At 60.6% G+C, this 12,280-nt stretch carries 11 protein-coding genes; 10 read left to right on the top strand and 1 reads right to left on the bottom strand.

Going from position 1 to position 12,280, the window contains the following annotated elements; all coding sequences use genetic code 11:
- The 9 genes from NUW23_11065 to NUW23_11025 all read left to right on the top strand — a co-directional run.
- The coding region (locus NUW23_11065) for a hypothetical protein (protein MCR4426703.1) at window positions 1-1,805 on the top strand (1,805 nt) is incomplete at its 5' end.
- Window positions 1,806-1,902: 97 nt separating this feature from the next.
- Entirely contained in the window at window positions 1,903-2,553 is a 651-nt protein-coding gene (locus tag NUW23_11060; protein ID MCR4426702.1) for a hypothetical protein, read from the top strand.
- A 269-nt stretch (window positions 2,554-2,822) separates the two neighbouring features.
- Window positions 2,823-4,205 carry a tryptophanase gene (locus tag NUW23_11055; GenBank protein MCR4426701.1) on the top strand — a complete coding sequence of 461 codons (1,383 nt, stop codon included), beginning with the start codon at window positions 2,823-2,825 and terminating at the stop codon, window positions 4,203-4,205.
- Window positions 4,206-4,274: 69 nt separating this feature from the next.
- On the top strand, window positions 4,275-4,691 hold the full coding sequence (locus tag NUW23_11050; protein MCR4426700.1) for a transcriptional regulator: 417 nt from the start codon (window positions 4,275-4,277) through the stop codon (window positions 4,689-4,691).
- A gap of 110 nt (window positions 4,692-4,801) precedes the next feature.
- Entirely contained in the window at window positions 4,802-5,155 is a 354-nt protein-coding gene (locus NUW23_11045; protein ID MCR4426699.1) for a carboxypeptidase-like regulatory domain-containing protein, read from the top strand.
- Window positions 5,156-5,289: 134 nt separating this feature from the next.
- Complete coding sequence (locus NUW23_11040; protein MCR4426698.1) at window positions 5,290-6,264, top strand: L-lactate dehydrogenase; 975 nt, start codon at window positions 5,290-5,292, stop codon at window positions 6,262-6,264.
- A gap of 304 nt (window positions 6,265-6,568) precedes the next feature.
- Window positions 6,569-6,970 (top strand): 4Fe-4S binding protein, encoded by a 402-nt coding sequence (locus NUW23_11035; protein ID MCR4426697.1) that lies wholly within the window; start codon window positions 6,569-6,571, stop codon window positions 6,968-6,970.
- Between the two features lie 2 nt (window positions 6,971-6,972).
- The gene (locus NUW23_11030; protein MCR4426696.1) at window positions 6,973-8,823 is read left to right on the top strand and encodes an aldehyde ferredoxin oxidoreductase family protein; all 1,851 of its coding nucleotides are present in this window, start codon (window positions 6,973-6,975) and stop codon (window positions 8,821-8,823) included.
- Between the two features lie 70 nt (window positions 8,824-8,893).
- Window positions 8,894-9,127, top strand: coding sequence for a MoaD/ThiS family protein (locus NUW23_11025; GenBank protein MCR4426695.1), 234 nt, complete (start codon window positions 8,894-8,896; stop codon window positions 9,125-9,127).
- A 25-nt stretch (window positions 9,128-9,152) separates the two neighbouring features.
- On the opposite strand, the gene NUW23_11020 is transcribed toward NUW23_11025, so the two are convergent.
- Entirely contained in the window at window positions 9,153-10,229 is a 1,077-nt protein-coding gene (locus tag NUW23_11020; GenBank protein ID MCR4426694.1) for a hypothetical protein, read from the bottom strand.
- A 316-nt stretch (window positions 10,230-10,545) separates the two neighbouring features.
- Here NUW23_11020 and NUW23_11015 point away from each other — a divergent pair.
- Window positions 10,546-12,280: DEAD/DEAH box helicase (locus tag NUW23_11015; GenBank protein ID MCR4426693.1), on the top strand; the 1,735-nt coding region annotated here is incomplete at its 3' end.

Below are 12,280 nucleotides of genomic sequence, written 5' to 3'. Positions count from 1 at the left end.
CTCACTACCTGCAGGTAACCGCCATCGACGCACTTGGCAACGAGAGCGCGAGGTCGGAAGCCGGCTACGTAGTGATCGACCTGACTGCTCCTGCGGTTCCTGAGATGCTGCCTCTGCCGGCATACACCAACGCCTACGAGGGCGCGCTGATCTGGACTGCAGTGGACAGCGCGGTCAAGTACGAAGTGGAATACAGCATAGCCGGAACGCCTGCCACAGTGACTGACATCCCTGTTCACATGCTGAACATCGACATCAGCTTGGCTGCGGACGGCGACGAGGTAACAGCGAAGGTAAGGGCTTATGACGCTGTCGGCAACGTGAGCGATTGGTCGGATGAGGTATCGACGATAGTCGACCGCACCGGACCTGTGGTGAGCGCAGTCACAACGCCTGCGAGCCCGACCAATAACCCGCGGCCCACATGGGAGTGGTCCGGCGATGACGATGGTCTGTCCGGAGTCGACTTCTACATAGTCACTCTCGACAGCGAGCTGCCGTTCGAGACTCGCGGCACCTCGTTCACCCCTGCGTCCAACCTGGCCGACGGCGCTCACGTGCTGAAGGTCAAGGCAGTGGACAACGTGGGCAACGTTGGCGCTGAGGTGGCGTTCGCGGCGGTAGTCATCGACACCACGCCTCCGGCGGTGCCCGGGATGCCTCAGACCACGAGCCCGACCAACAACCAGAACCCTGTGTGGACGTGGGGCGCTGTGGATGACGCAGCTAAGTACCGCGTCTTCGAGGACGAGGTTGACAAGGGCTTCGTGACTGAGCCTACGTATACGTCGTCGAACCTGCCCGAGGGCACTCACTACCTGCAGGTAACCGCCATCGACGCACTTGGCAACGAGAGCGCGAGGTCCGAGGCAGGGTACGTGGTAATAGACACGACCGATCCGGCGGCTCCGGAGATGACGGCGCTGCCCGAGTATACGAACGAAGACAGCGTGACGTTCATCTGGTCGGCTGTGACTGACGCAGTCAAGTATGACTTCAGCTACAGCCTCGACGGTGGAGCCACCTGGACCACAGTGACCGGCCTTACGGTTCAGACCTACACGGTCGACATCAGCGGTGCCGCGGACGGCGACGTCATCCGGGGCAAGGTAGTTGCCTATGACGAAGCCGGAAACGAGAGCGCCGAGTCGAACGTGGTGTCTACCACCGTAGACCGGACTGGGCCGGTAGTGACCATCGTCTCGCCCACTGAACCCTACGACACCAACGATACCACTCCGACCTGGAAGTGGACCGCGGCCGATGCCGGCGTTGGCGTAAAGGGGTACTGGATCCAGATAGACAACGACGGTTGGAAATGGCTGCCCGGAGACGGAAGCCTCGCCGAACACACACCATCGTCGTCGCAATCTCTAGGAGCTCACGTGTTGCGCGTGAAAGCTATCGACCTCCTCGGCAACGAGGGAGTGGTGGTGGAGTTCCCGACCGTCACGGTCGTGCTCCCTGTGATCTGCAGGCTGATGCCGGCACCTGGCGAGTACGACATCAACCTGATCTCGACGATCATGTTCATGGTAATGAACCTGCATGATGCACCCGTCGAAGTGCTCATCAACGGAGTGAAGCTCGACGAGGAGAAGGTCGTGGAAGTCGGCAAGATCGGAAACGAGACCAAGTTCTACATCCTCCTCGATGTGGACGACTTCCCGGCACCGGTGGGTATCGAACTCGAACTGCGCGTGATGGTCGTTGGGATCTGTGTCGGTGATGATAGCGCCAGCTACGTCTATACGGTAACGACGGAGCGTAGCGGATTCGGATTTGGCCGCCTGCGCCCGTGGTAATCTGGGCGATCTCTGAGATCCCGGGCGGGGGCGGATGCCCCCTCCCGGGAGTTCAAGCGGCCGAACCTGAAACGCTAGCAAAGGAGGTTACGCCATCATGGCGAAGAGGATAGCAGCCTTGGCGTCGATAGTGGCCATGGTGATCGTGCTGTCCGGTTGCTCACTGCAGCGCCCGTGGAATGAGGCTGCAGAGACGGCGCTCGTTCTCCAAGCCGTCGGAGACTGGATAGAGGCGGTCGAGGCATACGATGTCAACGGGATGTGCGGAGACGGTGTTCTTGCCGGTGGGTTCATCCTCACGATTGAGGAAGGCGGGCTCACCTACTCCAAAGACAAGACGAAGCTCCGCGGAGAGGTCGAATCAGACGCCATCAACCAGCAGATGTTCCGGGATGATGGTGGTTATGAGATGCGGCTGGACTTCGATCACCCAGTCACTCCAGTCGCCCCCGATGCCTGGGACACGAGAGAAAACGCCAACGGGTTGACGATCGCTTTCGTCCCGCGCACCAAGGCCACGGTTGTCGCTAAATTCGAGGTGTACGAGAGAGCAGACAGCGTGCCCGGCGACCGTTGGTGGGCCCACGGCAATCCTAGTGACCGGGGCAAGATCACCATCGAGCTGGTCCCCATGAGCACTGGCTGGAAAATGTCAGCGATGAACATCCAGTTCGGGAGCACTATCTACGCCTCCGGCCTCGGGAGCGGAGGCGCGAAGGGCTTCGGGTTAGGAAGGCTGTCTCCGTAGGCTCAGACCGAACGAACGAGAGCTAGCTGGGCGGGCGGGTCCCGGGTTGCGGGTGCTCGCCCGCTTCGTTGTGCCCGGATCGCCTCAGCTCTGCCCCAAGGAAGGAAATCGGATCTGGGCGGAGAATCTCGACATGGGCCCATAGGCATGAGACGTTAGGGGGTTCCGTGCGCCGGATAGCCGGCGCCGGGGTCCCCCTTTTCTTTGCCGGGTGGGCATGGACAAGCCGGGCACAACTGCCGATGAATGATCGAGGGGAGTGTGGCTTCTTGAGACCAAGAGACTCCTATGCCGAGCCTTATCGAATCAAAGTTGTCGAGCCGATCAGGATGACCTCAAGGGCCGAGAGGGAGAGACTCGTAGAGGATGCTGGCTTCAATGTGTTCAATTTGAAGTCGGAGGATGTGTACATCGACCTTCTGACGGACAGCGGGACCTGCGCCATGAGTGATGCGCAATGGGCGGCCTTGATGATCGGCGACGAAGCTTACGCTGGGAGCAAGAGCTTCTTCAGGTTCCGGGAAACCGTGGAACGCATCATGGGGTACCCGCACGTTGCCCCGACCCATCAGGGGAGAGGCGCCGAGCACATCCTCATGACCATGATGGTTAAGCCGGGAGATCGGGTCCTCGGAAACATGCATTTCGACACGACCGAAGGGCACATACTGCTGCGTGGGGCGGAGCCAGTGAATCTCGTGCGCGCAGAAGGGTATGTCACGGAAAGCGCGGAGTCGTTCAAGGGCGACATCGACCTCGAAGCGCTCGAGCGCGAGATGTCCGAGCATGGGCGAGACAGGATTCCCTTTGTGCTTATGACGGTCACGTGCAACAGCAACGGCGGGCAGCCCGTGTCCATGGCGAACATCCGTGCCGCGAGTTCGCTCGCAAGAAAACACGGAATTCCACTCTTCTTCGACTGCGCCCGGTTCGCGGAGAACTGCTACTTCATCAAAACCCGCGAGCCCGGGTATGACGAAAAGAGCATCGCAGAGATTGCCCGGGAGATGTTCTCCTACGGAGACGGTTGCCTGATGAGTGCGAAGAAGGACGGTCTCGTCAACATAGGTGGCTTCCTCGCGTTCGCGGACGAGAGGATGTACAGGCGGGCGATTGAGTGGCAGATCCCATTTGAGGGGTTCATAACCTACGGCGGCCTTGCCGGGCGGGACCTTGAGGCCTTGGCACAAGGACTTTCGGAGGTCCTCGACGAGACCTACCTGGAGAACCGCATCGGGCAGGTGCACTACCTGGCGGACGAACTCGCCCGGCGTGGAGTCCCGATCATCACCCCGCCGGGTGGACACGGGGTCTATGTGGATGCCCTCAAGCTCTTTCCCCACCTCCCGCAGAGCGAATTCCCAGGGCAGGCACTTGTGGTAGAATTGTACATCGAGGGCGGGATCAGGAGTGTGGAACTCGGCGCCTGTGCGTTCGGGAGAAAGGACGAAGCCACAGGAGCCGCCATCTATCCCAAGCTCGAGCTGGTTCGACTCGCCATTCCGAGAAGGGTCTACACCGACCGTCACATGGACTGTGTAGCACGCGCGTTCGAAGCCATCCTCGAAAGACGGGGATCCGTGAGAGGGCTGAGGCTGACCTATGAGGCGCCGGTCCTCAGGCATTTCACGGCGAGGTTCGAAAGGCTGTGAACAGGACGGCTGGGGTGATTCCTGTCACTTGTGCAGCCGAACGCGTGAGTTGAAATGGAGGACGTATTCATGGAGCAGACTGGGCCGGCTCCGGGCAGACTGGCGCTCCTTCTGGCGCTTTCGGAAAGTGCTGACCAGGAGCCTGGCAGGACTGAGGCCCCCGCGAACTGGAGGATGTGTACGGGGCGTGTTGGCGCCACCGAACTGGAGAAGGTCATCTCCGCCGTGGAGACCGCGTCGCTGCGGGAGAACGTAATCGAGCGTGACGTCCGCGAACTGCACGCTCTCTACCATGCCGTCAATGAGGCCCTGATCGGCCTGCTCCGCGGGCAGATGGCACTCGGGCACATCCTGCGAACAGTTGGGCTCAGGTTTGCGGTGGTCCGGGCCGATTCCTGGATAGCTGTGGGGATGTATGGGACCATAGGTTCCATGATTCGCGGGAACGAGCACGAAGCTGCGGGGCTGGGCCTGAGCCATGTGTAATATCGGGGACATGTGAAGCGTGCAGGAGCCCCCCGATGTGTGTCGAAAGAATCCGGCGTGATCCGGCCCGGATGGGGTCGGCAGGTTTGCGGATTGGAGGTCGCGACAAAGTGAAACGAGCCTTTTTCGTTCTGGCTGTTCTTTGCCTGTGCCTAACCACCACCGGGTGTCTGGAGATATACTTCGGCGGGTACGCCAGCCTGAGCGGGATGGTATATGGCCAGGTGGAAGGCCAGCCGCTCGCCGGCGCTGCGGTTGAGGTCAAGCCGAGGACAGCTGGATACCCAACCTACGCCACTGTAACGAATGGCTCAGGAGCATGGTCGGTCCCGCCAGTGCGACTGGACAGGTACGATGTGACGGCGTCGAAGCAGGGATACACAACACAGAACAAGACCGTCGACGTTGGCGCCCGTAATGGAGTGTTCGTTGTGAACTTCGTCCTCGAGGCCGGAGAGGACTAGTATTGCCCCGGGGCGCAGCGCGCCGCCCCTGACCGTAAGGTCAGCCGCGGCGCGTTTTTCGTTCGTCTGAGGGGAAAATAGCAGGGTGAGGACATGAGAACTCATCCGGGCCAAACCCCGAAAGGAGCGAGTGCATGCGGCACCTGAGACTCAGACGGCGAAGGAACAAGATTACGGTGGTCGGAGCGGGACTTGTGGGGTCGACGTTCGCATATACCCTGATGATAAGCGGGCTGGTGTCCGAGATCGTGCTGGTGGATGTGGACGCCGCCAGGGCCGAGGGACAGGCCATGGACCTCAACCACGGCGCCTCCTTCGTTCCCCCCGTGCGTGTGCAGAGCGGCGGATGGGAGGACTCCGCACGGTCAGACATTGTGGCCATCACCGCTGGAGTGGCCCAAAAACCCGGCGAGTCCAGGCTCGACCTGGTTCGGAGAAACGTTGACATCTTCCGCTCCATAATCCCCGAAATCGTGAAAGCCAGTCCCGAGGCGATCCTTTTGGTTGTCACCAACCCGGTCGACATAATGACTTACGCCACCATGAAACTGTCTGGACTCCCCGAAGAACACATAGTCGGCTCCGGCACGCTTCTGGACAGTTCCCGGTTCCGCCATCTCCTGAGCCGTCACTGCCACATTGCGCCTGGCAACGTGCATGCATACATCATCGGAGAGCACGGCGACTCGGAGGTACCGGTTTGGAGCACAGCCAACGTTGCCGGCCTCAAGCTCGATGAATACTGTCCTGTCTGCGGAAGGGGATGCAAGGACGAGATCCGAGATCACATCTTCGAACAGGTAAGAGGGGCGGCTTACGCCATCATAGAACGCAAAGGCGCAACTTACTACGCCATAGCGCTCGCCATGACGGCCATAGTTAGAGCGATCCTCCGCGACGAGAACGCGGTGATGACCGTGTCCGTCCCCGCCAAAGGCCACTACGGGGTGGACGACATATGCCTGTCCCTCCCGGCCGTCATAACCCGCGCCGGTGTCTCACGGGTCCTCAAGATACCGCTGTCTCCCGAAGAGGAACGCGGATTCCGTGAGTCTGGGCGCGTGCTCGCCTCCGTGGCCCGTGACGTCGGGTTGCGCGACACACCTTGACTGCCTCATCAGGGCTGGAGCGTGGTTGGCCAGCGTACCATGGTCCAGCCCTCTTCCCCAGCCGGCCCGGCCCCGCCTCGAAACCCCAACCCAAGCCACACTGCACCCACACCCCATCGCCAGTGATCGTAACCTGGAGCCAACCTCCTGCGCCCAAGCCTCACTCCGATCCAGGTGTCAATGATTCGTCTCGCTGGAAGCATCCGGGCGGGAAGGAATCGCACAGCTCTGTGTCGTATTAGCCATGAGGAGCCAGCCGGGGCGACTTGGCCCCAAACAGGCTCGGAAAGGGAGTGCGTTCGGGATGAGGCTCGCTGTGAAGGACTCACTCTGCTCCGGCTGCAGGGTGTGCCAGGTAGCCTGTTCACTCTCGGTCTTCCGTGAGAACAATCCGAAGAAGGGCCTTCTCAAAATCGATGGGCGTTTTCCCGTCCCCGGCAAATACGAGGTACGCTACTGCACCCAGTGCGGGAAGTGCGCTGAGGTATGCCCCGTTGAGGCCATTACCATGGAAGGCGAAGCCTACCGGATCGACCCCGAGCTGTGCATCGGGTGCATGAAGTGCGTCCAGGAGTGCCCAGAAAACGTGATGATCACCTTCGAAGGCTCTGACGTGCCTTCGAAGTGCATACTCTGCGGGGCATGTGTTGAGATGTGTCCCCGTGGGGCCATTTACGACGCAGATGCCGGAGAAGGGGGCAGTTAGAGATGGCTTACGGATACATGGGCAAGATTCTCCGGATCAACCTGACCACCAGGTGTGCGAACACCGAGCCTCTCGATCCGAAGATGGCGCATGACTTCATCGGGGGCCGTGGCTTCGTTGCGAAGATCCTCTACGATGAGGTCCCGGTCGGGGCGGACCCGCTCGGTGACGAAAACAAAGTCGTCATCGCCCCGGGGCCGCTTTCCGGTATCTTCATGCCCGCGAGCGGGAAGGTTCAGTTCGGAGCGAAGTCCCCTGCAACTGGAATACACGGCGATGCCAACATGGGAGGCCATTTCGCCCCGGAGATTCGCTACGCGGGGTACGACGCGATCGTGATCGAAGGGAGCGCGAAGGCCCCATCGATCATCGTGATAGATGACGACAAGGTTGAGATCAGAGAAGGCTCCAAGTACTGGGGCAAAGGGTCTCTTACTGCCGAGAAGATGTTGAAGGACGATCTGGGCGAGGACTTCCAGATCGCCGCCATCGGGCCCGCCGGTGAGAACCTTGTGAAGATCTCCTGCATCACCCACGATTTCGGCAGACAGGCCGCGAGGTGTGGAATTGCGGCGGTGCTTGGCAGCAAGAAGATCAAGGCCATAGCGATTCGTGGAAGCCAGTCCATCCCCGTAGCCGACCCAGAGCGCGTGTTCGAGCACGGCAGGGCCATGTTCCACGCCTGCTTTGAGAAGCCCGGCTTCAGGGAATGGACTCCCTACGGTACTTCCGGCGTCACCCCATGGGTGAACGAGGTCGGGGCCTTTCCAACCAAGAATTTCTGGACCGCTTACTTCGACGGCCACGAGAAGATAGGCGGGTTCGCACTGAAGGAAAGGATTCTAGTCACGGACAAAGGGTGCTTCTGCTGCCCGACTCCGTGCGGGAAGTACAGTAAGACCAAGGTGGGAGACAGGGAAGTATACGTTGAAGGACCCGAGTACGAGACCATCGCTCTCGTGGGCGGCAACTGCATGCTAGGCGCCATCGAGGAAGTGGCCTATGCGAACTACATCTGCGATGAGCTTGGCCTCGACACCATCTCCGGGGGAAACGTGATCGCATTCGCTCTCGAGTGCGCCGAGCGCGGGATCCTTACCGAGGAGAGACTCGGAAGGCCCGTCAAATGGGGAGATATCGACTCCTTCGAGTTCCTTGCGGGGATCATCGCGCGGCGTGAAGGCGTGGGTGATCTGCTGGCTGAAGGGGTCAAGACCGCCTCCGAGAGACTCGGCGGGGGATCGGATAAGTTCGCCATCCACGTCAAAGGCCTCGAGTGGAGCGGGTACGAAGCCCGGTGGGCGCCCGCCATGATGCTCGCATACATGACCGCCGACATCGGCGCGCACCACAACCGCGCCTGGGCCATAACCTACGACGTCGCCAAAGGCCGCGACACCCTGGACACCAAGGCATCCAAAGTCATCGAGCTCCAGAGAATCCGTCCAGCCTTCGACCTGATCGGCGTCTGCAGGCTCCAGTGGGTTGAGATCGGGTTCGAGCTCGAGAATTACCCTGGCATGTTCGAGGCCGTGACCGGGCGCAAGGTCACCTGGAACGATCTGTATGAAGCGTCGGACCGGGTGTGGAATCTCACCAGGACCCGAGCGCTTCTCGAAATCCCCGGATTCGGGCGGGCATGGGATTACCCACCGGCGCGGTTCTACGAGGAACCAGTGCCCACCGGCCCATCAGCGGGGAAGCTCATAACCCGCGAGCAGCTAGACCAGCTTCTGGATGACTACTACAGGCTGCGCGGGTGGGACCAGGACGGGAAGCCCACCCGGGACACCTTGGAGAAGCTCGGCCTGGATCAGTGCGCGAAAGACCTGACCGCCAAGGGCATATTGTAAGGTTACTAGAGGCCCGGGGGCGCAACGTGACGGGCAGCGGCGACGGCGAGCGAGGTGAAGTCGGGCGACCATGAGAGTCACTGTGAGAGTCAGAGGGCATGCGCGCGAGTTCTTCCCAGACCAGCGCGAGGAATATGATTACGAGTTCTCGGAAGGCCAGACCGTATCCGACATGTTGGCCGCGCTCGGCATCAAGTCCGAGCTAGTCATGCGAGTCGTGGTGGATGGGGCAGTCGCGCCCAAGAGCCATGTGCTGCGAGATGGGGAGGTTGTCACGCTTCTGACCCCCGTCTCCGGTGGATAGGAAGAGGCTGCGGCTTGCGCAAGACCTAGACTCTGTCCCAAGATTCTGTTGGTCCGGACCCTGACTCAAACCGCGCCTGCGCCGCCTCGAGAAGCATGGCGCTCGCTGCCGCCGTCTGATCTGTCCAAGCGGAACGTACTACGACGCTGAACCATGCGGTGTAGTTGATGAGGTACTTCGTAGCCACGCCGCAGAACCTCTTCATCCAGCCCCAGAAGCAGTGGGCGAATGCGGCTACGGTGCGAGTATGGTGGATTGAACTGGAGATTGGTTGATGTCCCCGGCTTTGGCCGGGGTCTCCTTTTCGGTTGCTCACAATGCGCAGGCCCAGTTCCTTTCCAAGGGCGACAAGACGTGGCTGACTGCCGACGCAAACGAAAGAGGCCTGTGCAATCCGTGGAGCGAGGGTTTCGGAGAGGTCCGGCCCACCGTCACCGCGAACCACGGCCGAGATGGCACCCCCTCTGCGGTCGACCGCGAACACCGCCCACGTCCTATCAGAGGGCGGGGCGAGAATCCGAGGGGACGGGAGACGTGTGTGTCGAGGTTCCCTGCCCGCCTCGGCCCGTATGTTCCTCGATCCTTTGTATGACGTCATGAATAGGACGCGTCCCAGTTCAACTACCCCACTTACCTGGGCGCATTTGTCGAGATGAACGAGGCGGGAGAGAAGCTTGTGCCTCCACGCGAACGCGGTGTTCTTGGAAACGCCAAGTCTGCGGGCAGTGTCCCTCACGGAGCGGCCCTCAAGCATGATCTGGCACGCATCAACCCACTTGCCTGGGTGATGGGTGCCGGAAAGGACGGTGCCAGTCAAGTCGTTGAAGGTCCTGCTACAGTGTTTGCATCTGTAGCGCTGCCTCCCTCGGTAGAGGCCCCATCGGATCAGTTCGCTACTTGAGCAGTATGGGCACTGTGCGCCGAGCCACAGCGCGGACTGGGCGATATCGGATCCAGTCACTTCGATCGCATCACGAGTCCGGGCGAAAGACGCTGGCCGCGCCCGGGCGACCACGAGCGCCCCAGAGAAGAGAAGGTAGCGGAGGTAGGAGTCATCATCGGCGGCAGCCAGCACACGGGCTGCCAACGGACCCAACAGCACGGACGTTCACTCCTCGAGACCCGGCAGCATCATCAATATCATACCAATTATCACAATCACTGGCAACAACATCCTGGGACACAGGCGGTAGCTGACGGGTCTCAGCACCGACCGGTTGATTGTGCCGTCCTCCCATAACCTGTATACTCAAGATGTTCATCAGTCAAAACTGATCGCAGGTAGTTGTCGGCCGGGTTTCGGGACTGTCAGGTAGTGGCACTCACAGCCCTCCGGGCTCTCGCTTGCTCGATTGCTGGTCGCCTGCCCCTCCAGGCCAGGCCCCGGCCAGACTAACGAGATTGGTGGGAGACATTCCATGAGATTTCGCGTCCGCGATGGAGAGCGACGCTTACCGAAGGCTAGAGTCTCGCGGCGCACCACTGCCGCTGTTGAGACCGCAGCCGAGATCTCGCCAGCCCTGTTCTATCGTGAATACGTGTCGGAGGGGCACACGGGGCTGGAAGGCCCTGCGTCTGCAGGTTGGAGGCTAAGAGAGTTCCAGGCCGGAGAGGCCGCGGAGGGGACGGGAGATGGGGTGGCAGAGGAGGCCGCGGAGATCCGGGAGTACCGTGGTTTCCGACTGGATCCCTTCCAGGTCGAGGCGATCCGGCACGTGGAGGAAGGCCGTTCTGTCCTGGTCTCGGCCCCCACCGGGGTCGGTAAGACCCTCGTCGCGGATTACCTGATCGAGCGGATGTTCAACCTCGGGCGCAGGGTTATATACACGGCTCCTATCAAGGCTTTGAGCAACCAGAAGTTCAAGGAGTTCAAGAGGCTCCTTGGCGCCGACAACGTGGGTATCATCACCGGCGACGTAGTCATCAACTCCGGAGCGCAGATTCTCATCATGACTACGGAGATCTTCAGGAACATGCTTCATCTGAGCCCCGGCGAACTTGAGGGAGTCTCTCACGTGATCTTCGACGAGATTCACTTCCTCGCGGACGAGGACCGCGGCACGGTGTGGGAGGAATCTATCATCTTCATGCCCGAGTCCATGAGGCTTCTGGGTCTGTCCGCCACGATCCCCAACGCGGACGAACTTGCCTTCTGGATACAAGACATCAAAGGGCACGAGGTTGCCGTCGTCCGTCACTTCAAGAGGGTGGTGCCCTTGCGCCACTTTGTGTTCGAGCGAACCCGTGGCGCCTGCACTCTCGATGAACTGAAATCCTTCAAGGCCAAGCGCGACCAGGAGATGGAGGAGGCTGCGGCGGATTGGGACTACCGGCACGAGGGGCTTCGTTACGCGTCCACCACCCACCTCGATCTCGTGGACTATTTGGGTAAGCGGGACAAGCTTCCCTGCTTGTACTTTGTGTTCAGCCGCCGGCAATGCGAGGAAAAGGCGGAGGAACTTGCGCGGTCGGCTGACTACCTCACCCCGGCACAGAAGTACGAAGTTGTCGAGTTCTTCGACAGCAAGATCGAAGGCCTGAAGGTCGAAATGATGCCGAGCGTCAAGCAGATGCGCCGGATCCTCCAGAGGGGTATAGCCTACCATCATGCAGGGCTTCTCCCTGTGCTCAAGGAGATCGTTGAGGACTTGTTCGAGCGGCGCGTCATCCAGGTGCTGTACGCGACCGAGACCTTCGCTGTTGGGATCAACTTCCCAGTCCGGACGGTCTGCTTCGACTCGGTGCGCAAGTACAACGGTGTTGACTTCCAGCCCATGACGAGCCAGGAGTACTTCCAGATGGCCGGGCGCGCGGGCAGGCGGGGGATAGATGGAGAGGGTTACGTGTATATCATGGTAGACCTCAACTTCTTCCGGCCGGAGGAATTCCCGAGCACCGATGAGCGTACGGTGGAGCCTCTCGCGAGCAGATTCGCGCTATCGTACAATACCGTGGTCAATCTTCTCGCAACCCGCTCCCACGACGAGATCAGGAAGGTCCTGAAACAGAACTTCGCGAGCTACCAGACGACTGAAGAGCGCCGGCACATCGAGGCCAACCTTGCGACTGCGAGAGAGCTCGAGTCGGAGATCGTGGGGAAAGCGTGTGAACTTCTGAACCAGCCCGGATGCCCGCTCTATGCTAGCAACCTCA

It is taken from the genome of Bacillota bacterium, assembly GCA_024655925.1.
In the GTDB taxonomy this organism is placed as follows: domain Bacteria; phylum Bacillota; class DTU025; order DTU025; family JANLFS01; genus JANLFS01.
The sequence above is the reverse complement of the archived record's forward strand: the minus strand, read 5'-3'. Positions and strand labels throughout refer to the sequence as shown.

Bases quoted from the DNA above. Each gene is read 5' to 3' on its own strand.
- NUW23_11060 (MCR4426702.1), top strand. From the start codon at position 1,903: ATGGCGAAGAGGATAGCAGCCTTGGCGTCGATAGTGGCCATGGTGATC.
- NUW23_11050 (MCR4426700.1), top strand. From the start codon at position 4,275: ATGGAGCAGACTGGGCCGGCTCCGGGCAGACTGGCGCTCCTTCTGGCG.
- NUW23_11040 (MCR4426698.1), top strand. From the start codon at position 5,290: ATGCGGCACCTGAGACTCAGACGGCGAAGGAACAAGATTACGGTGGTC.
- NUW23_11035 (MCR4426697.1), top strand. From the start codon at position 6,569: ATGAGGCTCGCTGTGAAGGACTCACTCTGCTCCGGCTGCAGGGTGTGC.
- NUW23_11030 (MCR4426696.1), top strand. From the start codon at position 6,973: ATGGCTTACGGATACATGGGCAAGATTCTCCGGATCAACCTGACCACC.
- NUW23_11025 (MCR4426695.1), top strand. From the start codon at position 8,894: ATGAGAGTCACTGTGAGAGTCAGAGGGCATGCGCGCGAGTTCTTCCCA.